The 23,252-nt window shown below is 66.9% G+C and carries 23 protein-coding genes, 1 pseudogene and 2 riboswitches; of the genes and pseudogenes, 8 read left to right on the forward strand and 16 right to left on the reverse strand.

Annotation, left to right across the window (positions count from 1 at the left end):
* The first annotated feature begins 53 nt into the window (after positions 1–53).
* The gene (locus AC5P8J_RS13175) at positions 54–266 is read left to right on the forward strand and encodes a hypothetical protein (RefSeq protein WP_111097651.1); all 213 of its coding nucleotides are present in this window, start codon (positions 54–56) and stop codon (positions 264–266) included.
* A gap of 112 nt (positions 267–378) precedes the next feature.
* On the opposite strand, the gene sppA is transcribed toward AC5P8J_RS13175, so the two are convergent.
* The 4 genes from sppA to AC5P8J_RS13195 all read right to left on the reverse strand — a co-directional run bounded on the left by sppA (position 379) and on the right by AC5P8J_RS13195 (position 5,560).
* Entirely contained in the window at positions 379–2,301 is a 1,923-nt protein-coding gene (gene sppA, locus AC5P8J_RS13180) for a signal peptide peptidase SppA (RefSeq protein WP_021203228.1), read from the reverse strand.
* 114 nt (positions 2,302–2,415) lie between these two features.
* On the reverse strand, positions 2,416–3,780 hold the full coding sequence (locus tag AC5P8J_RS13185; protein ID WP_021203227.1) for an MATE family efflux transporter: 1,365 nt from the start codon (positions 3,778–3,780) through the stop codon (positions 2,416–2,418).
* Positions 3,781–3,987: 207 nt separating this feature from the next.
* On the reverse strand, positions 3,988–4,563 hold the full coding sequence (locus AC5P8J_RS13190; RefSeq protein ID WP_111097649.1) for a DUF3106 domain-containing protein: 576 nt from the start codon (positions 4,561–4,563) through the stop codon (positions 3,988–3,990).
* Positions 4,556–5,560 carry a hypothetical protein gene (locus tag AC5P8J_RS13195; protein WP_478405475.1) on the reverse strand — a complete coding sequence of 335 codons (1,005 nt, stop codon included), beginning with the start codon at positions 5,558–5,560 and terminating at the stop codon, positions 4,556–4,558. The genes AC5P8J_RS13190 and AC5P8J_RS13195 overlap by 8 nt, the downstream gene beginning before the upstream one ends.
* A gap of 412 nt (positions 5,561–5,972) precedes the next feature.
* On the opposite strand from AC5P8J_RS13195, the gene AC5P8J_RS13200 reads away from it, so the two are divergent.
* Positions 5,973–8,150: a primosomal protein N' gene (locus AC5P8J_RS13200; RefSeq protein ID WP_111097647.1), complete on the forward strand. Its 2,178-nt coding sequence runs from the start codon at positions 5,973–5,975 to the stop codon at positions 8,148–8,150.
* An 82-nt stretch (positions 8,151–8,232) separates the two neighbouring features.
* Here AC5P8J_RS13200 and AC5P8J_RS13205 read toward each other — a convergent pair whose 3' ends face one another.
* Complete coding sequence (locus AC5P8J_RS13205; protein ID WP_019660796.1) at positions 8,233–8,853, reverse strand: glutathione S-transferase family protein; 621 nt, start codon at positions 8,851–8,853, stop codon at positions 8,233–8,235.
* A gap of 79 nt (positions 8,854–8,932) precedes the next feature.
* On the opposite strand from AC5P8J_RS13205, the gene AC5P8J_RS13210 reads away from it, so the two are divergent.
* A complete protein-coding gene (locus tag AC5P8J_RS13210) occupies positions 8,933–9,124 on the forward strand; it encodes a hypothetical protein (protein ID WP_146256769.1) in 192 nt (63 codons plus the stop codon).
* Between the two features lie 34 nt (positions 9,125–9,158).
* Here AC5P8J_RS13210 and AC5P8J_RS13215 read toward each other — a convergent pair.
* Positions 9,159–9,939, reverse strand: a pseudogene (locus tag AC5P8J_RS13215) (NYN domain-containing protein).
* A 123-nt stretch (positions 9,940–10,062) separates the two neighbouring features.
* On the opposite strand from AC5P8J_RS13215, the gene AC5P8J_RS13220 reads away from it, so the two are divergent.
* Positions 10,063–11,343 (forward strand): NAD(P)/FAD-dependent oxidoreductase, encoded by a 1,281-nt coding sequence (locus AC5P8J_RS13220; RefSeq protein WP_346483955.1) that lies wholly within the window; start codon positions 10,063–10,065, stop codon positions 11,341–11,343.
* 81 nt (positions 11,344–11,424) lie between these two features.
* Here AC5P8J_RS13220 and AC5P8J_RS13225 read toward each other — a convergent pair whose 3' ends face one another.
* Complete coding sequence (locus tag AC5P8J_RS13225) at positions 11,425–11,877, reverse strand: hypothetical protein (protein WP_021203221.1); 453 nt, start codon at positions 11,875–11,877, stop codon at positions 11,425–11,427.
* Positions 11,878–12,058: 181 nt separating this feature from the next.
* Positions 12,059–12,334 (reverse strand): GIY-YIG nuclease family protein, encoded by a 276-nt coding sequence (locus tag AC5P8J_RS13230; protein ID WP_021203220.1) that lies wholly within the window; start codon positions 12,332–12,334, stop codon positions 12,059–12,061.
* Between the two features lie 40 nt (positions 12,335–12,374).
* Positions 12,375–12,464, forward strand: a riboswitch (glycine riboswitch).
* 13 nt (positions 12,465–12,477) lie between these two features.
* Positions 12,478–12,583, forward strand: a riboswitch (glycine riboswitch).
* An 82-nt stretch (positions 12,584–12,665) separates the two neighbouring features.
* On the opposite strand from AC5P8J_RS13230, the gene AC5P8J_RS13235 reads away from it, so the two are divergent.
* A complete protein-coding gene (locus AC5P8J_RS13235; protein WP_019338935.1) occupies positions 12,666–13,283 on the forward strand; it encodes a trimeric intracellular cation channel family protein in 618 nt (205 codons plus the stop codon).
* Between the two features lie 85 nt (positions 13,284–13,368).
* Here AC5P8J_RS13235 and AC5P8J_RS13240 read toward each other — a convergent pair whose 3' ends face one another.
* The 6 genes from AC5P8J_RS13240 to AC5P8J_RS13265 form a co-directional block, all read right to left on the reverse strand.
* Positions 13,369–13,680 carry a DUF5076 domain-containing protein gene (locus AC5P8J_RS13240; protein ID WP_010481144.1) on the reverse strand — a complete coding sequence of 104 codons (312 nt, stop codon included), beginning with the start codon at positions 13,678–13,680 and terminating at the stop codon, positions 13,369–13,371.
* Between the two features lie 285 nt (positions 13,681–13,965).
* Positions 13,966–15,039, reverse strand: a complete 1,074-nt coding sequence (locus tag AC5P8J_RS13245; protein WP_478405477.1) for a 3-deoxy-7-phosphoheptulonate synthase — start codon at positions 15,037–15,039, stop codon at positions 13,966–13,968.
* A gap of 295 nt (positions 15,040–15,334) precedes the next feature.
* Positions 15,335–15,592, reverse strand: coding sequence for a hypothetical protein (locus tag AC5P8J_RS13250; protein WP_005411217.1), 258 nt, complete (start codon positions 15,590–15,592; stop codon positions 15,335–15,337).
* Between the two features lie 112 nt (positions 15,593–15,704).
* Positions 15,705–16,043: a DUF6616 family protein gene (locus AC5P8J_RS13255; RefSeq protein ID WP_010481139.1), complete on the reverse strand. Its 339-nt coding sequence runs from the start codon at positions 16,041–16,043 to the stop codon at positions 15,705–15,707.
* A 55-nt stretch (positions 16,044–16,098) separates the two neighbouring features.
* Entirely contained in the window at positions 16,099–16,839 is a 741-nt protein-coding gene (locus AC5P8J_RS13260; protein ID WP_021203218.1) for a DNA alkylation repair protein, read from the reverse strand.
* Entirely contained in the window at positions 16,836–17,336 is a 501-nt protein-coding gene (locus AC5P8J_RS13265) for a MarR family winged helix-turn-helix transcriptional regulator (protein ID WP_021203217.1), read from the reverse strand. Before AC5P8J_RS13265 ends, AC5P8J_RS13260 begins: the two co-directional genes overlap by 4 nt.
* Before the next feature lie 165 nt (positions 17,337–17,501).
* Between AC5P8J_RS13265 and AC5P8J_RS13270 the strand changes: the two genes are divergently transcribed.
* Positions 17,502–18,665 carry a serine hydrolase domain-containing protein gene (locus AC5P8J_RS13270; protein WP_206621886.1) on the forward strand — a complete coding sequence of 388 codons (1,164 nt, stop codon included), beginning with the start codon at positions 17,502–17,504 and terminating at the stop codon, positions 18,663–18,665.
* A 73-nt stretch (positions 18,666–18,738) separates the two neighbouring features.
* Complete coding sequence (locus AC5P8J_RS13275) at positions 18,739–19,005, forward strand: hypothetical protein (protein WP_206621887.1); 267 nt, start codon at positions 18,739–18,741, stop codon at positions 19,003–19,005.
* Between the two features lie 114 nt (positions 19,006–19,119).
* On the opposite strand, the gene groL is transcribed toward AC5P8J_RS13275, so the two are convergent.
* On the reverse strand, positions 19,120–20,769 hold the full coding sequence (gene groL / locus AC5P8J_RS13280) for a chaperonin GroEL (protein ID WP_005411226.1): 1,650 nt from the start codon (positions 20,767–20,769) through the stop codon (positions 19,120–19,122).
* 84 nt (positions 20,770–20,853) lie between these two features.
* Positions 20,854–21,141, reverse strand: coding sequence for a co-chaperone GroES (locus AC5P8J_RS13285; protein WP_005411227.1), 288 nt, complete (start codon positions 21,139–21,141; stop codon positions 20,854–20,856).
* A gap of 311 nt (positions 21,142–21,452) precedes the next feature.
* On the opposite strand from AC5P8J_RS13285, the gene AC5P8J_RS13290 reads away from it, so the two are divergent.
* Positions 21,453–23,243, forward strand: a complete 1,791-nt coding sequence (locus AC5P8J_RS13290) for an endonuclease (RefSeq protein ID WP_111097641.1) — start codon at positions 21,453–21,455, stop codon at positions 23,241–23,243.
* Positions 23,244–23,252 lie beyond the last annotated feature (9 nt).

The following is a 23,252-nucleotide window of genomic DNA, read 5'->3' on the forward strand; positions in this document are numbered from 1 at the left end:
CGCCCCCTGCCGAGGATGCGACACTGCCCGCACGCCCATCACGGAGTGCCGCCATGCGCATCCTGGTCCTGTCCACGTCCCTGCTGGCCACCGTGCTGCTGTCCGCCTGCCAGCGCCCGCCAACGCCGAACCCGGAGAAGCCACCGGTGCCCAAGGCGATGGCGCGCGCGATGCAGGGGCCGCTGGACCGCGCCAAGGGCGCGCAGAAATCCGTCGATGACGCCGCTGCGGGCGAGCGCAAGGCCGAGGCCGACGCGACGCAGTGACCTGTGGGGTCAGAACCCTTTGCGGGCAAAGGGATCCGACCCCACCAACGAGAACGCCCGGCCGAAGCCGGGCGTTTACAGTAGATCCACGCCATGCGTGGATGTGCTCCGGTCAGAACCCGCAGAAGCAGTACGCCAGCGCCTTCACCGGTGCGCCATTGCCCTTTTCGCGGGCCGCGTTCTCGACAAAGCGCAGCTGCGTATCCACTTCCGGCATCGTGCGCGCCAGCAGCATCCGCGCCATGCCCGAATCGGACAGCATCCAGGCACCAGCGCGGCTGCCGGCGAAACCGCTGACGAACTGCGCGAACGGCGTGGCCGCCTTCTCGATGTAGCGCACGCGATAAGCGTCAGCCTTGCCCAGCTTGGCACGGCTGGCGGCGTCGGCCACGGCATCCTTCAGCCCACCGAAGGCATCGACCAGGCCACGTTCCTTGGCCTGCGCACCGCTCCACACGCGGCCACGGGCCACTTCGTCGACGGCCTCGACAGGCTTCTTGCGGGCGTCGGCGACGCGACCGGTGAAGTCGGCGTAGCCCTTGTTGATCACCGACTGGATGACCTGGCCCACGGCCGGATCCATCGGCCGGGTGACATCGAACGCACCGGCGAAGCGGGTGGTGCCGACGCCATCGGTGTGCACGCCGATCTTGTCCAGCGCGCGGCTGAAGTTCGGCACCATGCCGAAGATGCCGATCGAACCGGTGATCGTCGACGGATCGGCGTAGATGCGATCGGCGTTCATGCTGATCCAGTAGCCACCGGAGGCGGCCAGGTCGCCCATCGATACGACCACCGGCTTGCCGGCGGCCTGCAGGGCGACCACTTCACGGCGGATCTGCTCGGAAGCGAACACTTCTCCGCCCGGCGAATCCACGCGCAGCACGACCGCCTTGACATCGTCGTCGTCGCGCGCGGCACGCAGCAGCGCCGACGTCGATTCGCCACCGATGCGGCCGGCCGGCAGGTCACCGCCGCTGATCTCGCCGGACGCCACCACCACTGCCACCTGCGGACGGTTGTCGACCGGTTTGCGGCGCGCATCAAGCTGGCCCAGGTAGGTGCCGAAGTCGACGTTGCGGAAGCCACCGTCGGCATCTTCGTCGGCCACGCCGCGCTCGATCATCAGGTCCTCGAACTCTTCGCGGGTCTTCAGCGCGGTCACCAGCTTCTGCTGCAGGGCGAACTTGGCCAGATCACCACCAGCAGCAGCGATGCCTTCCGGCAGCGTGTCGATGCCGGCGGCCAGCTGTGCCGGATCCAGGCGGCGGGCCTTGGCGATGTCGCCCAGGTAACGCTGCCAGACGTCGTTCATCCAGAACAGGTCGGCTTCCTTGGAGGCCGGTGACGCCGCGTCGAGCACGTACGGCTCGGCCGCGGACTTGTACTCGCCCACCTTGAACAGGTGCACGTCCACGCCCAGCTTGTCCTGCAGGCCGGTGCGGAAATACTGGCGGTAGCGGCCGAGGCCCTCGAGCACGACCGAGCCCATCGGGTCCAGGTAGACCTCGTCGGCCTGCGCGGCCAGCAGGTACTGCGACTGGCCCATGCTCTCGCTGTAGGCCACCAGCTGCTTGCCGGACGCACGCAGGTCCTGCAGCGCGGCGGCCACTTCACGCAGCGAGGCGAAGCCGGACGGCTGCAGCTTGTCCAGTTCCAGCACCACGCGCTCGATCTTCTTGTCTTCCTTGGCCGACTCGATCACCCGCAGCAGGTCGCGCAGCTGGATCTCTTCGGCACCGTTGTCACCCACCGCCTTGGCCAGCGCGCGGCTGACCGGGTCGGCGCTGAACTGCTCGACCAGGCGGCCTTCCGGCGCGATCACCAGGGTGGTGCGGTCCTGCAGCGACTTGCTGGCACCGGCGCCCATGCCGGCGGCGATGACGAACATCACCAGCAGCAGGAACAGCAGGCCGAAGAACACCAGGTTGAGGATCAACCGGCGGGTGAAGTTCATGACGTCCCACAGCCCGATGAAGAAACTGGCGACGGGATTGCGACGCGCCGGGGGCAGCGGGGGCACGGGGTGATTCATGGAACGCTCCGGATGGCTTCTTGCCGTGGTACCAGCATAGCCGTTGCCGCGTGATGCGGCATCGGACACAAGTCAGGGGATCGCCCGCCATGGGTGGGCAGGCGGGCGGGACGATCAGGACAGCATCGACTGGCCGATGCGCAGGCTGCTGCGGCGCAGGCGCCAGCCCATCAGGATGGCAGCGGCAGTCAGGCCGACGATCAGGCCGATCCACATGCCCTGCGGGCCCATGCCCAGCCCCAGGCCGAGCCCGGCGCCGAGCGGCATGCCCAGGCCCCAGTACGCGAACATGGCGATGAACATCGGCACGCGGGTGTCCTTCAGGCCGCGCAGCGCACCGGCCGACAGTACCTGGATGCCGTCCGGGAACTGGAAGGTGGCCGCGTACAGCAGCAGGGTCGAGGCCAGCCCGGCCACCGCCAGGTCGTTGGTGTACACGCCGACGATGGCGTCGTGGCCGAACAGCAGCACCGCCGCCGACAGCGTCTGCGTGCCCATGATGATCGCGTAACCGGCCCAGGCCGCGCGTCGCACGCCGAAGCCATCGCCACGGCCGACCGCATGGCCGACGCGCACGGTGGTGGCCTCGGCCACGCCCATCGGAATCATGAAGCACAGCTGCGCGACGTTGATCGCGATCTGGTGCGCCGCCGCTTCATTGGCACCCAGGCGACCGATCAGCAACGCGGTGACGATGAACAAGCCACCTTCCATCAGCACGGTGATGCCGATCGGCAGGCCGGTGCGCAGCAGCTCCCAGATCGCCTTCCAGCGCGGCCCTTCGAAATGCGAGAACAGCTGCAGGTGGGCAAAGCGCTTGGTGCGCCACAGATAGAGGGCAAACGCCGTGGCCTGCAGCCACATCATCACCGCCGAAGCGATGCCCAGGCCTTCCGCACCCAGTTCCGGGAAACCGAGCTTGCCATTGGCCAGCACATAGCCCAGCGGCGCCAGCACCAGCAGGCCACCGAAGCCAAGCAGCATGGTGGGCAGTGTCCAGTGCATGCCTTCGCTGAGGTAGCGCATGCAGAAGTACAGGGTCAGCGCCGGGCCGCCCCAGCGCACCGCATGCAGGAACGCAGTCGCCCCCGGCACGATGTCCGGTGCGATGCCGAAGGCCGGCAGCAGCGGCGGCACCACCGTAAGGAAGGTGAACATGATCAGGCCCAAGCCCAACGCCAGCCACAGCGCCTGGCGGAACAGCGGGCCGATCTCGCGCTCGCGGCCAGCGCCGTGCAGCTGCGACACCGAGGCGGTGAGCGAGATCAGGGTGCCGATCGGAATCAGCATCGGCAGCCACAGCAGGGCGGTACCGATGGTGACTGCGGCAAGGGTGGCCGTGGCGTGGTGGCCGGCAATCACGTTGTCGACGAAGGAGATCAGACCGGTGGACACATGGCCCAGCACGAGCGGCAGGGCGAGCAGACCGGTGGCGCCGACTTCCTTGCTGAAGCGCGGCGTGGAGGTTGCAGTAGACATAAGGTGCTTGACGCGAACTGCGGTTGCGCGCGAAGGGCACAGGCACCGGGTTGCGGGCGCCCATCTTACGCGGGCAGCGCGTGCATTCCCATGACATGGCGTGAATGCCGGGTTGCGGCTGCCCCAAGCAAAAAGGGGACGGAGGGGATTAAGTCGTATCAGGCCAGTCAGTGCCGAATGCGACTTAATCCCCTCCGTCCCCTTTTTCTACTGCCCGGCCTGGCGCTTGAGCCAGCTGTCGCGTTCGGCGGCGGGTACCGCGAGGAAGGCGCTGCGTACCGCATCGCGTTCCTGCGGCGGCGTGCGCTGCGCGACCAGGGTCAGCTGGGCCAGCTGCGCCGGGCTGAGTTGGCGCAGCACGGCCAGCGCCGACTCGCGTTGCTCCGGCGGCACGAATCCGAACAGTCCGTGCAGCTTGGGGAACTCCAGGCCCAGCTGCGGGCCCAGCCGCCATCCGTCGCGGAACGCCTGGTCCTGTGCCTGGAACTGCTGCCGCATGCGCTGCTGTTGATCGGCCGGCAGCGCATTGAAGCGCGCGGCGGCCTGGCGGATGCGCTCGCGCTCGGCTTCCGGCAATGCGCGCCAGGCGGCGTAGTCGGCGCGGCGCTGGCGCTGCTGCTGCGGATCGAGCTGGGCAAAGCCAGCCGGTGCCGCGGTCGAAGCCGGCGGCACGGCCGGGGTGGCCGGCGATGGCGGCGGCAATGGCACGTTCAACGATTGCGGCGCCGCAGACAGGGACAGCGGCAAGGCCAGCAACAGGCTGGCGAACACGGACTTATTCATCGGCGGCGGCGGTTTCCAGCGTGGCACTGGCCGGCTCCGGTCGGCTCAGCTTGGCTTGCGATTCGTCCACCGGCAGCGGACCGCCCGCGGCGGTCCATGCGTACAGGTCAGCATCGGCAACCAGCGGGTAGTCGCGATCGGCCAGCATCGCTGCGTCGTCATTGGCTTGGGCATGCGTTGCATCCGGCGTGGCGTCGACCTTGCTCGGTGGCAGGGCTTCCACCGTCACCGGACCGGCCTCGCCCACGACGCCTTCCGGCAGCGGCGCATCGTTGCCGAAGGAACGTCCCTGCAGGTAGCGCCAACCCAGCGCAGCGGCCAGCAGCACCGCCACGGTTACCAGCAGGATCAGCGGACCACGCCAGCGCGGCTTGGCGTCCGTACGACGGCGCTTGCCATGGGCTGCCGCGCGCTCGTCCCGCTGCGGTGCTCGCCAGCTGGAGGTCGGCGCTTCATTGTGGGCGGCGGGTGCCGCCGGCTGCTGAAGCTGCTGCAGGCGCGTGGCCGGCAGTTCACGGATACGCGCCTGTACCTGTTCGGCCAACTGGCGCCAGGCCGCGGCATCGGGCTGGCCCTGGGCATCGCGCGGGCAGGCATCGGCCAGCAGGTGCTGGTAGCCGGCCTCGTCCTGGTCGAGCACGCGCGTGGCGATGCTCTCGTCCAGGCTGCCGCCTACCCGCAGCAGCAGCGCCAGGCGCGGCAGCGGCGACATCGCAGCCAGCGCGGCCAACGGTGGCGCCCATTGGCCACCCATCGGCTCGCGCAGGGCCTGGCGCTGGCCCAGCAGGGTCCAGAAGCGGGTCGGCCACTGCGCCATCGGCAGGTCGCTGGCAACGGCCGCGAACGCGCGCATCACTGCCACCAGGGTCTGTTCGGCGCGCGCGGCATCGCCGCACTGCAGCTCAGCCACCACCAGGGCGCGGCGCTCGACGCCACGCAGGAACGCCGACAGCGCGCCGGCCGCGGTCGAGGAAACAGGGGCGGGCACAGCCGTCATCGGTCACTCCAAAGGTCTGGGGGAATGATAGCGGCAGGCAATCGACGCCCGTAGGACTTGCGCCCACGGATACTTCGTGCTGCAGGTTGTGCACAGCACCACGCTCCCGGCGCGGGAAACTGCGGCAAGCAGCTGAATTCACTCTGTTTCAGCAATGTTTCACACTTAAGCTGTTGATTTTGAATAGTTTTTAAGTGTGGCTATTTTTTGACCAACCCAAGCGTGAGCTCGTCGCCATCGGCCTCCTGCGTTCCCGTCGACCGGTAACGCACAACGTTATCCACAGAACATGTGGATAAGCCTGAATCTCCAATGGACACCGACATTTAGGTGACATTTATGATTCAACGGGCGTCGCTCCGCCGTCTCCCACCCCGCCATTCGCGCGCGCATGGCCCGGTACACTGGCCCGATGCTTTCACCGTTTCCGACCCTGCAGGTCGCCCTGCCCGTCCCCCTGCCCCGTCTGTTCGACTACCTGTCGCCGGAGGGCGATGGCCCCACGGTTGCGGTCGGCTGCCGCCTGAAGGTGCCGTTCGGCAACCGCGAGCTGGTCGGGGTGGTGGTGGGGCACGGCCAGACCGACGACGGCCGGGGACTGCGCCAGGCGTTGGCCTGGTGCGACCCGCAGCCGCTGCTGCAGGGGGAGCTGTGGCAGAGCCTGCAATGGCTGGCGCGTTACACCCACGCACCGCTGGGCGAGGTACTGAGCACCGCCCTGCCAGGACCGCTGCGTCATGGCGAAGCCCTGCCCGACACCCACCACTGGGGCTGGCAGTTGACCCCCGAAGGCCATGCCCAGCGCGGGAAGCTGCGCGCCGGCAGCCGCCCGCGGCAGTTGGCCGAACTGCTGGCCGGGGCCGTGGTGGATGAGGATGTACTGGGCGAACGCATGGAGGACTGGCGCACCGCCGCGCGCAGCCTGGCCAAGCGTGCGCTGGCCGAGCGCGTGGCGATGACGGTGGCACCGCAGCATGCGCAGCCGCTGCCCGGCCCCACCCTCAACCCGGACCAGGCCGAAGCGGTGGCCGCCATCAATGCCGCCGAAGGCTTCCAGCCCTTCCTGCTGGATGGCGTGACCGGCAGCGGCAAGACCGAGGTGTACCTGCAGGCCATCATCCACTGCCTGGCGCAGGGCAGGCAGGCGCTGGTGCTGGTGCCGGAAATCGGTCTGACCCCGCAGACCCTGGCACGCTTCCGCGGCCGCCTTGGCATCGCCGTGCACGCATTGCATTCGGGGTTGAACGACAACGAGCGCGCGCGCGTCTGGGCTGCGGCTTCGCGCGGCGAGGCACGGGTCATCGTCGGCACCCGCTCGGCGGTGTTCACGCCATTGCCGCAGGCCGGGCTGCTGATCATCGACGAGGAACACGACGGCAGCTACAAGCAGCAGGACGGCATCCGCTATCACGCGCGCGATTTCGCTCTGGTCCGGGCCAAGGCGCTCGGCATTCCGGTGCTGCTCGGCAGTGCCACCCCTTCGCTGGAAACGCTGCATAATGCCTACGCCGGGCGCTACACCCACCTGCGCCTGAAGCAGCGTGCCGGTGATGCGCGGCCACCGCGTGTGCGCATCCTCGATGTGCGCAAGCGGCCGCTGCACGATGGCCTCTCGGCTGATGTGCTGGCCGGCATCGACGAGCACCTGCAGCGCGGCCAACAGGTGCTGGTGTTCAAGAACCGGCGTGGCTACGCGCCGGTACTGCTGTGCCACGACTGCGGCTGGACCGCACCGTGCAACCGCTGCGATGCACCGATGACCGTGCATGGCGGCGGCCGCCGCCTGCAGTGCCATCATTGCGGCGCGCGACAACCGGCACCGCTGGCATGCCCGGCCTGCGGCAGCCTGGCGCTGCAACCGCAGGGCATCGGCACCGAACGCCTGGAAGAGCATCTCACCGCGGCCTTCGCCGACGTCCCTGTGGTGCGCATCGACCGCGGCACCACGTCACGTCGCGATGCACTGGAACAGCAGCTGGCGAGACTGGGCGACCAGCCCGGCATCCTGGTCGGCACGCAGATACTGGCCAAGGGCCACGACCTGCCGAAGCTGACCCTGGTGGTGGTGGTGGGCATCGACGAAGGCCTGTTCTCCGCTGACTTCCGCGCCAGCGAGAAGCTGGCGCAGCAGCTGATCCAGGTGGCGGGCCGTGCGGGTCGTGCACGTGATCCCGGCGAGGTCTGGCTGCAGACCCATCACCCCGGGCATCCACTGCTGGAAACGCTGGTCAGCGGTGGCTACCACCCGTTCGCACAGGCGGAGTTGAATCAGCGGCAAGCCGCAGGATTCCCGCCATTCGCGCACCTGGCGCTGATGCGCGCCGAAGCGCAGCAGGTGGAGCATGCCAATGCGTTCCTGCTGGCCGCACGACAGTTGCTGGGCGAGCAGGACGTGGTCGAGGCCTACGGGCCGATGCCAGCACCGATGCCACGCCGCGCTGGCTACCAGCGTACGCAGCTGCTGCTGTCTGCCATGCAGCGGCCGCCACTGCATGGCGTGCTTTCGCAGCTGGTGCCACAGCTGTACGCGCTGCCGGAAGCACGCAAGGTGCGCTGGTCGCTGGATGTGGATCCAACGGACCTGTATTGATCCCGTAGAGCACTGCCGAGCATGGCTCGGCACTACCGTAGAGCCGAGCCATGCTCGGCTGCGTTTCAGCACCGGGCAGTGCTTACGTCAGCGGCGACATCACGCCGCGCTGGTAGGCCGGCCGCTCGCGCAGGCGGGCGTACCACTCGGCCAGGTGCGGCAGTTCCGGCCGCTGGATCGGCAGCTCGTACCAGGCGTAGATCAGCGAGCCCAGCGGAATATCACCCATCGCGAACTTGTCGCCCGACAGCCACGGCTGTTTGGCCAGCGTGGCATCGGCCATCGCCAGGTAATCGCCGGCGCGCACGATCGCGGCATTGATCCGCGATTCGTCCCGGTCGGCCGGGGCGGTGCGCATGATGCCCCAGATCAGGTCGCTGTACAGCGGCGCCATCCGCGAGGTGCTCCAGTCCATCCACTTCTCGGCCTGGGCACGCTCCATCGGGTCTTCGGCGTACAGCGTGCCCAATGCGTAGCGTGCGCTCAGATAGCGCACGATGGCGTTCGATTCCCACAGCGGCAGGCCATGGTCTTCGATCACCGGCACCAGGCTATTGGGATTCATCGCCTGGTACTCCGGCGTCTGCGTGCCGCCGTGGCTGCCACCGACTTCGATGGATTCATACGGCAGGCCGATCTCCTCGGCGCACCACAGCACCTTGCGGACGTTACTGGAATTGCGGCGGCCCCAGATCTTCAACATTGCGGATTTCCTTGCCTGCAGCAGTGCGCCACGGTGGCGCGGAAACGCTACGATACGCCCATCCACAGGGAGAGACGACGTGACTGCATGGGATGCTTTGAACTACGTTCTGCTGGCAGCAGGGCTGGGGATGCTGGTGTTGGGCTACCGCCGCTCCAATCGCAATCTGCTGCTGTGTGCGGGCCTGTTGCTGCTGGCCTTCAACGGCATTGAGGATTTCGCCACCGGGTTCGCCGACGGCTATGCGAATTCGGAAGCACGGGTGATCTGATTGGTTTGGGTGATGTGCCGGCCAGCGGCCAGCACTACCGGTTTTTCTTCGGCAGCGCGCGCACGTAGGACGACTTGCCGTCCTTCTTCAGTTCGAACAGGCCGATCGCCGCCAACAGGTCACTCAACTTCCCGTAACCATAGTTGCGCGGATCGAACGAGGCCTGGTTGCCGATCTGGCTGCCAACCGGCCCCAGATGCGACCAGCCGTCCTCGCCCTCGGCCGAGGACACCGCGCGGCGCAGCATCTTCACCAGCCGGGTATCGCTGCGCATTTCCGCACCGCTCTTGCGTGGCCGGGCATCGTCGTTGGCCACCGGCTCGTTCGATGCCTGTTCGCTGGAGGCCTGTTCGGTATCCGGCACGCTGGCATGGGTCTGGCCCAGTGCTTCCAGGTAGATGAATTTCGAGCACGCGTTGACGAACGGCTCGGGCGTTTTCTTCTCGCCGAAGCCGTACACCTTCACGCCATCGGTGAGCAGACGCATCACCATCGGAGTGAAATCGGCATCGCTGGAGACGATGGCGAAGCCATCAAGGTTGCGTGCGTAGAGCAGGTCCATGGCATCGATCACCATCGCCATGTCCGAGGCATTCTTGCCCTTGCTGTAGGCAAACTGCTGGATCGGGCGGATCGCATATTCGGTGCAGCACCGCTTCCCAGCCCTTCAACCGCGGGCTCTTCCAGTTGCCGTAGGCACGGCGCACGTTGGCCACGCCGTAGCGGGCGACTTCGGCCAGGACCTCGTCGATCTTCGAGGCCGGCGCATTGTCGGCGTCGATCAACAGGGCGATGCGCTTTTCCGGTTCGCTCATGGGCTCCTCACGGGCGGCTGCCTGAACCCGAGTATCGCCGATCCGGGCAGGCGCTGACGTGACAGGTGGCCGCCGTGCGAAGATGCCAGGCGCTTCCCCCGATGCCCCCACTGGAGTGAGTCGATGAGTCGCGAGCGCGTTCCCCACCTGGTCGTTGTCGGCGGCGGTTTTGCCGGTCTCTGGGCCACCCGTGCCCTGGCCCGCGAGCGCATACGCATCACCCTGGTCGACCGCCGTAACCATCACCTGTTCCAGCCGCTGCTGTACCAGGTGGCCACCGCCGGCCTGTCCGCACCGGATATCGCCGCACCGCTGCGCCACATCCTCGGCCACCAGCGCAATGTGGAAGTCCGCCTCGGCGAAGTGGTGGCCATCGACAAGCAGGCGCGGCAGATCCGCATGGCCGATGGCAGCACGCTGGACTACGACAGCCTGCTGCTGGCCACCGGTGCCACCCACGCCTACTTCGGCAACGACCAATGGGCCGATGATGCGCCCGGCCTGAAGACGCTGGACGATGCCATCGCGCTGCGCCGCAAGCTGCTGCTGGCGTTCGAGCGTGCCGAGGCCGAACCGGACCCGGCAAAGAAGGCGGCGTGGCTGAGTTTCGCCGTCGTCGGTGGTGGTCCCACTGGCGTCGAACTGGCCGGCACGCTGGCCGAGATCGCGCGCCACACGCTGCGCAACGAGTTCCGCCACATTGATCCGGCCAGTGCGAAAGTGCGGCTGATCGAGGCCGGGCCGCGCGTGCTGTCCTCGTTCCCGGAAGTGCTTTCGCTGAAGGCGCGTCGGCAGCTGGAGAAGCTGGGGGTGGAAGTGCTGACCGGTACCCCGGTGAGCGACATCGGCAGCCAGGGCTTCACGCTCGGTGACCAGTTCGTGCCGGCACGCACCGTGGTCTGGGCCGCCGGCGTGGCCGCTTCACCGCTGGCGCGCACGCTGGACGTGCCGCTGGACCGCGCGGGCCGCGTGCCGGTGCAACCGGACCTGACCCTGCCCGATCACCCAGAGCTGTTCGTGGCCGGCGACCTGGCCGCACTGAGCCAGGCCGACGGCAAGCCGGTACCCGGTGTGGCGCCCGCGGCCAAGCAGATGGGCAAGTACGTGGCCGAGGTCATCCGCGCGCGCCTGCACGGCAAGCCCGAACCCGGTCCGTTCAAGTACGCGGACTACGGCAACCTCGCCACCATCGGCCGCATGGCCGCGATCGTGCACCTGGGCCGACTGCAGCTGTCGGGCGTGCTGGCGTGGTGGTTCTGGCTGGCCGCGCACGTGTTCTTCCTGATCGGCTTCCGCAACCGCATCGTGGTGCTGCTGAACTGGGCGGTCGCGTATTGGAGCTACCAGCGCAGTGCGCGAATCATCTTCGGTGATGACCGCGACGACCGGCAGCCGAAGCGGTAGGGCTGCACGCAGCGGGGTCGGATCCCTTTCCGCAGGAAAGGATTCTGACCCCGTCAACACCCTCCACGCATGGCGTCGGATCTACCGGTTCATCGGGCCACCGGACACCCACCGTTTCGACCCGGTCCGACAGAGGTCCTCCTTCCTCGCGGTGTCGGCAATCTGCGCGGTACTCCAATGCCGGGTGATCCAGATCGTCAATGCGGTACTACTGAGATGCCAGCGCAGCATGCCGCGCTGCGGTTGCCGCCACAGGTGGCGCCGGGCAATCCAGAAGGCCTCACGCTCAACTTCAGGCACCTTCTTCATCACGTCCTTGTCGAAGAACTGGGCGGTGAAGCGCCAGGGGTTCATCGCGTGGTATCCCGCCCGTGGCTCACTGCTGCACGCAGCCACACCACTGGGCACACGGCCGGCCGGCTTCGGCCGACCGCCTGCCAATGCCAGCCCGAGCAGGTACAGCAGGCCAGGCAACAGCGCGATGCCGGCGACCAGCACGACGATGGAGATCCATGCTTTGCCGGCGGCGCGCATCGTTCACGGCGCCTTCGGTTTCGGGTACCACAGCGACGACAATGACCGACAGTCGTGCTGAAAAGCAAAGGTGGACATCCGGGTCTCCAGCGCTTGGCGCGGAGCGATCATCGCATGGCCCGGCAGCCCATCCACGCATGGCGTGAATCTACAGAACCCGGAGCCGAGCGTGGGCTCGGCTCTACAGAAGCGCAGGATCCGGGGCCTGCAGCCAGGCCAGCTTGCGTTCGCGCGGCTGCTGCTTGAGCTGCCATTCGGCCCGTGACGCGGCGGCCCGGTCCGGGTACTCGCGCACGGCCAGCACGCGCAGCGGTGGCCGCGCCCGGGTGTAGCGCGCGCCCTTGCCGGCCTGGTGGGCGGCGAAACGCGCGTCCACGTCGGTGCTGATGCCAGCGTAATAGCTGCCGTCGCGGCATTCGAGCAGGTACAGGAACCAGGGGCGGAGGGACGGAGTCATGCCCGGATTATGCCGTGCTGCACTGCAGCGGATATACTGGCGCCCGAATGCAGGAGAGAGGCGCCGCGCTGGCGCCCGCCGAAGGCGCAGGCTCCCATGATCGCTCAGGCCGGTGGGCTGGAATCCCACCAACCATGCATTCGACTCGCCGAGCTGGAGAGAGGTCACCGGGCACGCCTGGGACGATCCGCCGAAGGGGCACGCGGCCCATGCCGCTGAACTCTCAGGCAAAAGGACAGCGGGAGCGGCACCGGTCATCGTCATCCCGTCATTGCGCAGGCAGTGGCGGTAGTCGCGCATGGCCGGCCCCACCGCGCCCGGAGCCTGTCCCATGCTGCTGTCCGTCATCTACCTGATTGCCATTTCCGCCGAAGCCATGACCGGCGCACTGTCCGCCGGCCGCCGCCGCATGGACCTGTTCGGCGTGGTCATGATCGCCTGCGTCACTGCCCTCGGTGGTGGTTCACTGCGCGACATCCTGCTTGGCCATTACCCGCTGGGCTGGGTGAAGCATCCCGAGTACCTGGGTTTCACCGTGTGCGCGGCGCTGATCGCCACCTGGGTGGCGCGCTGGATGCACCACTTCCGCCGCACCTTCCTGGTGCTCGATGGCCTGGGCCTGATCGCCTTCACCCTGATCGGGTGTTCGATCGCGCGTGAGGCCGGCCATGCGATGCCGATCGTGCTGATCGCCGGCATGCTGACCGGTGCCTTCGGCGGCGTGCTGCGCGACATCCTCTGCAACGAGGTGCCGCTGATCTTCCAGAAGGAGCTGTACGCGATCATCGCGCTGCTGACCGGCGCGGCGTATCTGTTGCTGCTGCACTGGGGCGTGGCCGACGCCACCGCGATCCTGTGCTGCCTCGGCGGCGGCTTCGCGTTGCGCCTGCTGGCGATCCACTACCGCTGGGAAATGCCGAAGTTCGTCTATCACGACGAAGTGCATTGAGGTTCGCGTTCTCCACGTCGCCCAGCGCTTGTTGCCGTGTTGCGTTGGGACGCTGTCTCCAGCGCCACGGCGCCCATCTGGTCCCTCAGTGGCGGACCACGAATCCCCCCGAGCGCCCACTGGACGGCGCCCGCAGCTCTTCATCGAATGCATCCTTGATCGCGTTGATCGCCGCGCCGCGGTCCATCCCGCCACTCACGACCAGAGCATCTGCGACATGCTGGGCGACGTCTGCCAGGATGCGTCCCCACGCATGCTCCTCTCGAATGCCAGGACGATCGCCATACAGGCCAACGTTCAGCGAAGCATGCAATCCCCGTTCGGCAATCCACACGCGGATCATCTCGATGGAATCCTCATCGCGCTGTGCGGCTTCTGGAATGATCAGTTCTTTCATGGCTGCGGCCACCAAACAGGAAGTGGCATTGTGACGTGACCTGGAGCGTACGTGGAGCGGATCTTCTACAAAGCCCCGCGCTTCGCGGGCTCGACGCTACATGAAGGCCCCATCCATCGTTCTCACCACCCCGGCGATGTACCTGGCGCTGTCGCTCATGCGCAGCGCCAGGCGCATCGCCGGTGCAGATGGGCCGGTCTCCAACTCCGACCGGCCCTGATCGCGGCCGCACCCCCGCAGGCGCTGGCCGCCATCCACACACGTGCCGCACTCAGGCGGCTTCCATCAGGCGGCTTCGGACACCTTCACTTCACGGCGGGCGCGCACGGCCGCGGCCAGCCGCTCCAGCACCGTCACGGTGGTGTCCCAGTCGATGCAGCCATCGGTGATGCTCTGCCCATAGACCAGCGGTTGGCCTTCCACCAGTTCCTGGCGGCCACCGACCAGATGGCTCTCGATCATCACGCCCACGATGCGCTGTTCGCCGTCTTCCAGCTGAACGGCGATGTCCTCGATCACCTTTGGCTGGTTTTCCGAGTTCTTCAGGCTGTTGGCGTGGCTGGCGTCGATCATCAGGCGCGTCGGCAGCTTGGACTTGGCCAGCACCTGGCAGGCCTCGGCGACACTGGTCGCGTCGTAGTTCGGCTGCTTGCCGCCGCGCAGGATCACATGGCAATCCGGGTTGCCGGTGGTCGACACGATGGCGGTGCCGCCCTGCTTGGTGACCGACAGGAAGTGATGCGGATTGGACGCAGCACCCACCGCGTCAGCGGCGATCTTCACGTTGCCATCGGTGCCATTCTTGAAGCCGACCGGGCACGACAACCCCGACGCCAGCTCACGATGTACCTGGCTTTCGGTGGTGCGTGCGCCGATCGCGCCCCATGCCACCAGGTCGGCGATGTACTGCGGCGAGATCACATCGAGGAACTCGACACCGGCCGGCAGGCCCAGCTTGTTGATGTCGCGCAGCAGGCCGCGCGCGATGCGCAGGCCCTTGTCGATCCTGAAGCTGCCGTCCAGGTCCGGATCGTTGATCAGGCCCTTCCAGCCCACCGTGGTGCGCGGCTTCTCGAAGTACACGCGCATGACGATTTCCAGTTCACCGGCCAGCGCGTCGCGCAGCGGCTTCAGGCGCTGGGCGTACTCGATGGCGGCCTTCGGGTCGTGGATCGAGCACGGGCCTACCACCACTGCCAGGCGGTCGTCGCGGCCATGCAGGATCTGGTGCAGGGCCGCGCGCGAGGCGCTGACGGTGTCGGAGGCTTCATCGTCACAGGGCAGCATCGCCAGCAGCTGGGCTGGCGGTGTCAGCGGTTCGATGGTGCGGATACGCAGGTCGTCGGTGTGCGGGGGCATTGCGGGAGATCTCCGGAACGTTGGGGGTCCCCAGCGTGGCGGCATGAAAAAAGCCGCCAGGTTCGCTGGCGGCTTTCGGGAATGCGTCTGAAGCTTTCTTCAGGGTGAGCGCAATCCTTCCTCCGCCGGTGGCTTCGGAAAGTAATACCAGTAAAAGCTGGTGGGGGCTGCGTTCATGGGATCTATTGATAGCACAGCTTTTGCGCAGTGCAAAATGTTTCATACGCAACTGGGGACGCGGTTCAGCGAGATGCGCGCCAGCCCGGCCTACGCGGCGGTAACCACGCAAAGTCGCTCATTTGCCATGCACTTCCACGTCCAGCAGCAGGCCCTCATGGATGTCGGCCCAGCGTTCCAGCACGCGATCCAGTTCCTGCCGGGCCTCGTCCAGCTGCTCGGGGTTGAGCAGGGAACGCGCGGTGTAGAGGTCGGAAACCAACCGCCGCAGGGCCGATTCCTGGATGGCCACCGACGGCCCCTCGAGCCCCGGCAACTGCAACGCCGGGCTGTCGCCAAGAGGGCCGAACAGCGTGACCTGGAGCGTGCTCTGCATGATCGACTTCCCTGCGGATGGACATGGGCAATGTCCTGTTTACCGCGTCCGGGTGACAGGCGCATGTGCCACCCATGCCGAGGACCGGGATCTGCCGGCGTCTGCCGCCCCGCTACAAGGCGGCCAGGTCGGCCAAGTGCTGGGCCATGCTGTCCATCGCGCCTACCGCATGGGTGGTGGTGAAGTACTCATGCCAGCCGGTGGCGGCAATGCCAGCCACCAGCGCATCGACCTCCTCGCGGCTCGCGCAGCGCCAGACCGCATAGAACTGTTCATCGCTGCTATGCGGTACGTCCCTGGCAATGCGGCCCATCGCCAGCGGCGTGATGCGGGCTGGATCGAACTGCTGCATGCCGGCGCCAATACGGGCGAAGAAGGCATTCCGCTGCTCGGGCGGCAGTGTGGTCCAGGCCGGCGTGGCGGTATAGAGCTCGATGAAGGTGTGCGACATGGTGGTTCTTCCTTGAGGTTGACGGGGTTGCGGGGTTGTCGGCCAGCATCCGGCACTACCGGAGCGAGCGCAGTGCGCGTTTGCGGATGTAGGCGTTGGCGTCGCTGTGGCGCTCGTGCTGCCAACGCGTGCACAGCACGCGCAGCCACTTCGGCTGAGTCTTGCCGGCATCATTGAGCCAGTTGCCGACCGAATCCTGCACGTAGCGTTCCGGGTCGTCAGCCAGTGCTTCCAGCATCGGCAATGCATGTTCAGGGTGCTGCTTGAACAGCGCGATATGTGTGGCCCAGACACCGCGCGGACGCAGTGCTTCGCAGGCGAAGCGGCGCAGGTACGGCGAAGTTTCCTGTGTCCACGGTTGCAGGTACTCAAGCGCCTGCATCGGCGCGGCAACGATGTCCGTGCGTAGCGCCAGCCACGCCCATTCGCGCACACCGAAGTGTGGATCGTCGGCCAGCGTGCGCATCTGCTGCAGCTTCTCTGCCAACGTCGCGCGGGCATCGCTGCCGATCAGGTAGCAGGCCCAGCCGCGCACGGTGTCGGACGCATGGTCCTGCCATTGCACGGGATCGCCCTGCCCCGCCTCACGCAGCAGTTGCGCAGCCAAGGCCATGCGCAGTGTGATGCCCTTGCCTGAAGCATCCTGCATGCGTTGCAGCGCTTCCGGTGCAAGCGCAGGCGCTACCACCTGCAGCAGCGCGGCGAAATCCACTGCCAGGCATTCGGCCAGATGGGTGGCGGCGACGCTGCCAGTGTTGAGGGCATGCAGCCGTTCCGCCGCAATCGCCGGGCTCATGCCGCAGGCTCTCGTCCGGCATCGGTGTGCTGCCAGACCTTATGCAGCAATCGCGACAGGTGCTGCTGTTCATCGGAGTCCAGACCATTGAACAGGCCACCGATCCACTGCGTGTGCTGGTCGAACAGCGTCTCGGCCAAGCGCTTACCCGGTCCCGTCAGTACGATCTGCAGGCGGCGGCCATCCTCGGCATCGCAGCGACGCTGCAGCAGTCCTTCGCGCTGCAGGCCATCCAACAGGCCACTGATGGTGGCGCGGGTCACGCCTGCGCGCTCGGCCAGCACGTGGGGCGGCAACGTGCCGCCGGCCCCATGCAACAGGAACAGCACGATGAAGCGACCCTCACTGAGCCCGTGTGGTGCCAGCCGGGCGGCGCAGTCGCGATCGATTGTCGAGGACAGCGACAGCAACTGGAAGCACAGATGCAGCTGGGCGACATTGGCGTGGCCGCGCCGCCGGGCCTCGTCCAGAAGGGCGCCATGCTTTGCCTCGAGCATCATGATTTCCGTTCTGTTTAGGCGCCTAATCATATTCACGCCACAACAGAATGCAAGACTGGCCGGGCCAGCCGCCGATCCACGCAGGGCGCGCTCCTGGCACAAGGGGTGGAAGCAGCCGAAGCTGCGGTAGCATCGCGCCACGTCCCGCCAGGAGGTCCACGCATGCGCCGTGTTGCCCTGTTGTTGCTGACGCTGTTCCCGCTGGCCGTGCTGGCCGCGCCGCCCCCGGTACCCACGCCGGCCCACATCGATGCCGAAGCCCAGCGCCTGATGCATGCCGCCCACGCGCGCGGCATGGCTCTGGCGGTGATCGATGGCGGCAAGGTGGTGCATGTGGCCGCCTACGGTGAACGCAACGCCGCAGGCGAGCCGCTGCGCACCGACACCGTGATGTACGCTGCGTCACTGACCAAGATGGCTTTCGGCCATCTGGTCGCACAGCTGGCGCAGGACGCGCGGATCGATCTGGATGCCAGCATCGCTACCGCCCTGGACAAACCGCTGCCGGACTATCCACCGGAACCGAAGAAGTACGCCGACTACAGTGTGCTGGCCGGAGATGCCCGCTGGCGCCAGCTCACCCCGCGCCTGCTGCTCAACCATTCCAGTGGCTTTGCCAACTTCGGCGTTCTGGAGCCCGATGGGCGCCTGAAGTTCCACTTCGATCCGGGTAGTCGATATGGGTATTCCGGAGAAGGACTGATCCTGTTGCAGTTCGTGATCGAACGCGGGCGGCTGGGCGAGGATGTGGGTGCGTTGATGCAGCAGCGCGTGTTCGATCGCTTCGGCATGGCGCGCACCAGCATGCTGTGGCGCGCGGATTTCGCCGGCAACCTGGCCGATGGCTGGACCGCCGAAGGCAATACAGAGCCGCACGATGAACGCAGCCGCGTGCGTGCGGCTGGTTCGATGGATACCACCATCGCCGATATGGCCCGTTTCGCCGCTGGCTACGTGCGCGGCGATGGATTGTCAGCGGCGATGCGCAGGGAGCTGGTGCGGCCGCAGCTGCAGATCACCACCGCCAGCCAGTTCCCCACCCTGCAGCCGGAGCTGCCGAAGGCGCAGCAGCGCAAGGACCTGGCGGCTGGCCTGGGCGTGGTGACGTTTCTCGGCCCGCAGGGCGCAGGCTTCTACAAGGGCGGCCACGACGATGCGGTGGGCAATACGCTGGTATGCATGGAGCAGCACCAGCGCTGCGTGGTGATCCTGGGCAACGATGTGCGGGCAGAGGCGGCCTTCCCGGCCTTGGTGGCGTTCGTGCTGGGCGACACCGGCGTGCCGTGGCAGTGGGAGTACGGCGCGGCGAAGGCGTTTGTCAGATGATCGAAGCGTTACCGTTGCACACAGGTCCCGCAGTCGTGCAGCATGCAGACACGGATGCAATGCAGGAGACAGGATGAATCGCCCAGAGATCGATGCCATTGCCGAAGCGGTGTTGAAGCCGGGTGCACGACGTCTGTGCATCGCTGCACGCCATCGCCAGGCGGCACATCGGCAGCGACGTCAGCGGGTGGGAGCCGGCGCCAGTCTGATCGGCATGGCGGCGGGCCTGCTGCTTGCGTCGATCACGGAGCTGCCGTGGGTACAGGGCATGATCGCGGGAGGCGCACTGGCCCTGCTGGTGGCCCACCTGTGGCTGCAGCGGCGCGAGGGCCGCGCGTAGATCCCCGCCTGGGAGCGGCATCCACGCATGGCGTGGATCTACTTTGATTCCGACCGGCCACAAAAAAACCCCGCCTTCCGGCGGGGTTTTTCATTGCAGGGTGACAGCGGGGACTTAGAAGTCCATGCCGCCCATGCCACCCATGCCGCCCATGCCACCGGCGCCGCCCATGGCCGGCTCGTCCTTCTTCGGAGCTTCGGCCACCATGGCTTCGGTGGTGATCATCAGGCCAGCGATCGAGGCGGCGTTCTGCAGCGCCGAACGGGTCACCTTGGTCGGGTCCAGGATGCCGAACTGCAGCATGTCGCCGAACTCGCCGGTGGCCGCGTTGTAGCCGAAGCTGCCGGTGCCTTCCTTGACCTTGTTGATGATGACCGACGGCTCGTCACCGGCGTTGGCAACGATCTCGCGCAGCGGGGCTTCCATCGCACGCAGGGCAATCTGGATGCCGTGGTTCTGGTCTTCGTTGGCGCCCTTCAGACCGGCCAGCGCGGTGATCGCGCGGACCAGGGCAACACCGCCGCCCGGGACCACGCCTTCTTCAACGGCTGCACGGGTGGCGTGCAGGGCGTCGTCGACGCGGTCCTTCTTTTCCTTCATCTCGATTTCGGTCGAGGCGCCGACCTTGATCACGGCAACACCGCCGGCCAGCTTGGCCACGCGTTCCTGCAGCTTCTCGCGGTCGTAATCGGAGGAGGTGTCCTGGATCTGGGTCTTGATCTGCGCCACACGGGCATCAACGTTGGCCTTGTCGCCGACGCCGTCGATGATGGTGGTGTTCTCCTTGGAGACCTGCACCTTCTTGGCGCGGCCCAGGTCCTTGATGGTGGCCTTTTCCAGCGACAGGCCGACTTCTTCGGAGATCACGGTGCCGCCGGTCAGCACGGCCATGTCTTCCAGCATCGCCTTGCGACGGTCGCCGAAGCCCGGGGCCTTGACGGCCACGACCTTGACGATGCCACGGATGGTGTTGACCACCAGGGTCGCCAGCGCTTCGCCTTCGACTTCCTCGGCCACGATCAGCAGCGGCTTGCCGGCCTTGGCGACGCCTTCCAGCACCGGCAGCAGGTCGCGGACGTTGGAGATCTTCTTGTCGTGCAGCAGGATGAACGGGTCATCCAGGTCAGCGGTCTGCGACTGCTGGTTGTTGATGAAGTACGGGGACAGGTAGCCGCGGTCGAACTGCATGCCCTTGACCACGTCCAGCTCGTTGTCCAGGCCCGAGCCTTCTTCAACGGTGATGACGCCTTCCTTGCCGACTTCCTTCATCGCGTCAGCGATGATCTGGCCGATCGACTCGTCCGAGTTGGCCGAGATGGTACCGACCTGGGCAATCGCCTTGTCGTCGGCGGTCGGCTTGGAGATGTTCTTCAGCTCGGCGACGGCGGCCGACACGGCCTTGTCGATACCGCGCTTGAGGTCCATCGGGTTCATGCCGGCGGCCACGGCCTTGGCGCCTTCGCGGATCAGGGCCTGGGCCAGCACGGTGGCGGTGGTGGTGCCGTCGCCGGCGTCGTCGTTGGTGCGCGAAGCAACTTCCTTCACCATCTGCGCGCCCATGTTCTCGAACTTGTCAGCCAGTTCGATTTCCTTGGCGACGGAGACGCCGTCCTTGGTGATGGTCGGGGCGCCGAAGCTCTTTTCCAGCACGACGTTGCGGCCCTTCGGGCCCAGGGTGGCCTTGACGGCATTGGCGAGAACGTTGACGCCGCGCACCATGCGCGAACGGGCATCTTCACCGAAACGGATATCCTTGGCAGCCATGTGCAGTTACCTCATCTGGTAGCGCCGGGCCATGCCCGGCGGCTGGGTGTTGGAATCAGGGGATGGAACAGGTCGCGCCGGGGCTCAGCCGATGACGGCGAGCACGTCGTCCTCGCGCAGGACCTTGTATTCGACGCCTTCGCTCTTGTACGAGCTGCCGGCGTACTGGCCGTAGATGACCTTGTCGCCGACCTTCAGCGACGGCGCGCGCACGTTGCCGTTGTCCAGCGGCTTGCCCGGGCCGACGGCCACGACCTCACCCTTGGTGGACTTTTCCTTGGCCGAGTCGGGGATGACGATGCCACCGGCGGAGATTTCGTCGGCTTCGATCGGCTTGACCACAACGCGGTCGTGCAGCGGCTTGATGCTCATAGGAGACCTCTTAAGTGATTGATTGGTCTAAAAAAGTCCGGCGATGTTAGCACTCGCCCCAGGCGAGTGCCAGAACCGCACGTGAAGAAACCCGACAACGTCGGGAGCAGGGCAGAGATGGAGCCCCGCCGCCCCCTTTCAAGGGCGGAATGAAAAAATTTTTCCACCCGCGCGCCTCGGCCAGGGCGTCGGTCCAGATCAATTTCGGTGACAAGCGTCGCACTGTCAGACATCTGACGTTCATTTACGACAAAGTGTCACTGGATCGGCCTTAGGCTCGGTCCGGCATTCCCAATCACAAGGAGGAGTCGATGCGATTGCTGTCCCCGCTTGCCGCAGCCTGCCTGCTGGCGCTGGCCGCTGCGCCGGCCCAGGCCGAGGTCTTCATCAACGAACTGCACTACGACGACAGCACCGCCGCCGGTGACGTCGGCGAAGCGATCGAGGTCGTAGCCACTGCCGGTGAGGACCTGTCCGGCTACCGCCTGTACCTCTACAACGGCAGCAATCCGTCCGCCGCCACCGTCTATGCCAACAACCCGGTCCCGGCCGGCACCGCCGCCGGCTGCGGCAGCGCCACCATCGCCGTGGTCAGTTACCCGACCAACGGGATCCAGAACGGCCCGACCGACGGCATCGCCCTGGTCGATGCCAGTGGCAAAGTGGTCCAGTTCCTCAGCTATGAGGGCGCCATCACCGCCTCCGGTGGCCCCGCCGCCGGCATGACCAGCCAGAACATCCCGGTAGCCGAGACCAACAGCACCGCGCCGGGCACCTCGTTGCAGCTGACCGGCAGCGGCAGCCAGTACACCCACTTCACCTGGGCCGAATCGGCCGGCCAGACCTTCGGCAGCTGCAACAACGGCCAGACTTTCAGCGGCGGTGGCACGCCAGGCCCGAACACGCCGCCGTCGGTGTCCACCACCACCCCGGCGCAGGGCAGCAGCACCTTCCCGGCTGCGGCCGATCTGGAAGTGGTGTTCAGCGAAACCGTGAACCTGGCCAGCGGCGCGTTCGCGCTGAGCTGCGGCACCTCCGGCAGCGTGCCGCTGACCTTCCCGGCCAGCGGCCGCAGCGTGAAGCTGTCCACCAACACCGCGCTGGTGGCCGGTGAAGCCTGCCGCTTCGACATCCGCGCCGCGCGCATCACCGACCTGCAGGGCGCACACCCGGCCGCCGACAGCCGCATCGCCTTCACCGTGGCCAGCACCGGCGGCAATCCGGACCCGGGCAACCCGGGCGTGCCGGCCGGCTACTACTCCAGGGTCAACACCAGCAGCCCCAGCCAGCTGCGCTGCTCGCTGCACGCCACCATCAAGGGCCATACCGCCTACCCGTACAGCGGCTCGGGCACCAATACCTGGACCATCCTGGAAATCGCCGACGAGGATCCGAACAACCCGAACCGCATCCTCGATGCCTACCGCAACCGCAGCTACGCCAAGGTCAGTGATCGTGCGGGCACCGGCAGCGGCCTGACCTACAACCGCGAGCACACCTGGCCGAACTCGCTGGGCTTTGCCACCACCACCGGCGACAAGGGCCTGCCGTACGCCCCGTATACCGACACCCACATGCTGTACCTGACCGACGCGCAGTGGAACGCCGATCGTGGCAACAAGCCGTTCGGCAAGTGCGACGCCAGCTGCGGCGAGCGCGCCACCGAGGCCAACAACGGCCAGGGTGGCGGCAGCGGTGGCTATCCGGGCAACTCCAACTGGGTGCGCACGCCGGACGGCAACACCGGCACCTTCGAGGTGTGGGGCAAGCGCAAGGGCGACATGGCGCGTGCGGTGATGTACATGGCGATCCGCTACGAGGGCGGCAAGGATGCGGCGACCGGCCAGTCCGAGCCGGACCTGGAGCTGACCGACGACCGCAGCAAGATCGTCAAGACCAGCAGCTCACCGGCCTACATGGGCCTGCTGTCGACCCTGATCGACTGGCACCTGTCCGACCCGCCGGATGATGCCGAGCGTGCGCGCAATGACGTAGTCTACAGCTTCCAGGGCAACCGCAACCCGTTCATCGACCACCCCGAGTGGGCCACCCCGGCCCTGTTCACCTCGGCCAAGCCGGCCACCTGCCAGCTGGCCAACTGACCGCGCAAC

This window comes from Stenotrophomonas sp. YJH_SMC_37 (genome assembly GCF_059370035.1).

Excerpts from the sequence above, each read along its gene's own strand:
- AC5P8J_RS13275 (WP_206621887.1), top strand. The coding sequence starts at position 18,739 with ATGAATCGCCCAGAGATCGATGCCATTGCCGAAGCGGTGTTGAAGCCG.
- groL (WP_005411226.1), bottom strand. The coding sequence starts at position 20,769 with ATGGCTGCCAAGGATATCCGTTTCGGTGAAGATGCCCGTTCGCGCATG.
- AC5P8J_RS13195 (WP_478405475.1), bottom strand. The coding sequence starts at position 5,560 with ATGACGGCTGTGCCCGCCCCTGTTTCCTCGACCGCGGCCGGCGCGCTG.
- AC5P8J_RS13185 (WP_021203227.1), bottom strand. The coding sequence starts at position 3,780 with ATGTCTACTGCAACCTCCACGCCGCGCTTCAGCAAGGAAGTCGGCGCC.
- AC5P8J_RS13205 (WP_019660796.1), bottom strand. The coding sequence starts at position 8,853 with ATGTTGAAGATCTGGGGCCGCCGCAATTCCAGTAACGTCCGCAAGGTG.
- AC5P8J_RS13175 (WP_111097651.1), top strand. The coding sequence starts at position 54 with ATGCGCATCCTGGTCCTGTCCACGTCCCTGCTGGCCACCGTGCTGCTG.
- AC5P8J_RS13250 (WP_005411217.1), bottom strand. The coding sequence starts at position 15,592 with ATGCAGAGCACGCTCCAGGTCACGCTGTTCGGCCCTCTTGGCGACAGC.
- AC5P8J_RS13255 (WP_010481139.1), bottom strand. The coding sequence starts at position 16,043 with ATGTCGCACACCTTCATCGAGCTCTATACCGCCACGCCGGCCTGGACC.
- AC5P8J_RS13265 (WP_021203217.1), bottom strand. The coding sequence starts at position 17,336 with ATGCTCGAGGCAAAGCATGGCGCCCTTCTGGACGAGGCCCGGCGGCGC.
- AC5P8J_RS13200 (WP_111097647.1), top strand. The coding sequence starts at position 5,973 with ATGCTTTCACCGTTTCCGACCCTGCAGGTCGCCCTGCCCGTCCCCCTG.
- AC5P8J_RS13270 (WP_206621886.1), top strand. The coding sequence starts at position 17,502 with ATGCGCCGTGTTGCCCTGTTGTTGCTGACGCTGTTCCCGCTGGCCGTG.
- AC5P8J_RS13245 (WP_478405477.1), bottom strand. The coding sequence starts at position 15,039 with ATGCCCCCGCACACCGACGACCTGCGTATCCGCACCATCGAACCGCTG.
- AC5P8J_RS13230 (WP_021203220.1), bottom strand. The coding sequence starts at position 12,334 with ATGACTCCGTCCCTCCGCCCCTGGTTCCTGTACCTGCTCGAATGCCGC.
- AC5P8J_RS13220 (WP_346483955.1), top strand. The coding sequence starts at position 10,063 with ATGAGTCGCGAGCGCGTTCCCCACCTGGTCGTTGTCGGCGGCGGTTTT.
- AC5P8J_RS13290 (WP_111097641.1), top strand. The coding sequence starts at position 21,453 with ATGCGATTGCTGTCCCCGCTTGCCGCAGCCTGCCTGCTGGCGCTGGCC.
- AC5P8J_RS13190 (WP_111097649.1), bottom strand. The coding sequence starts at position 4,563 with ATGAATAAGTCCGTGTTCGCCAGCCTGTTGCTGGCCTTGCCGCTGTCC.
- AC5P8J_RS13260 (WP_021203218.1), bottom strand. The coding sequence starts at position 16,839 with ATGAGCCCGGCGATTGCGGCGGAACGGCTGCATGCCCTCAACACTGGC.
- AC5P8J_RS13235 (WP_019338935.1), top strand. The coding sequence starts at position 12,666 with ATGCTGCTGTCCGTCATCTACCTGATTGCCATTTCCGCCGAAGCCATG.
- AC5P8J_RS13285 (WP_005411227.1), bottom strand. The coding sequence starts at position 21,141 with ATGAGCATCAAGCCGCTGCACGACCGCGTTGTGGTCAAGCCGATCGAA.
- AC5P8J_RS13240 (WP_010481144.1), bottom strand. The coding sequence starts at position 13,680 with ATGAAAGAACTGATCATTCCAGAAGCCGCACAGCGCGATGAGGATTCC.
- AC5P8J_RS13225 (WP_021203221.1), bottom strand. The coding sequence starts at position 11,877 with ATGCGCGCCGCCGGCAAAGCATGGATCTCCATCGTCGTGCTGGTCGCC.
- sppA (WP_021203228.1), bottom strand. The coding sequence starts at position 2,301 with ATGAATCACCCCGTGCCCCCGCTGCCCCCGGCGCGTCGCAATCCCGTC.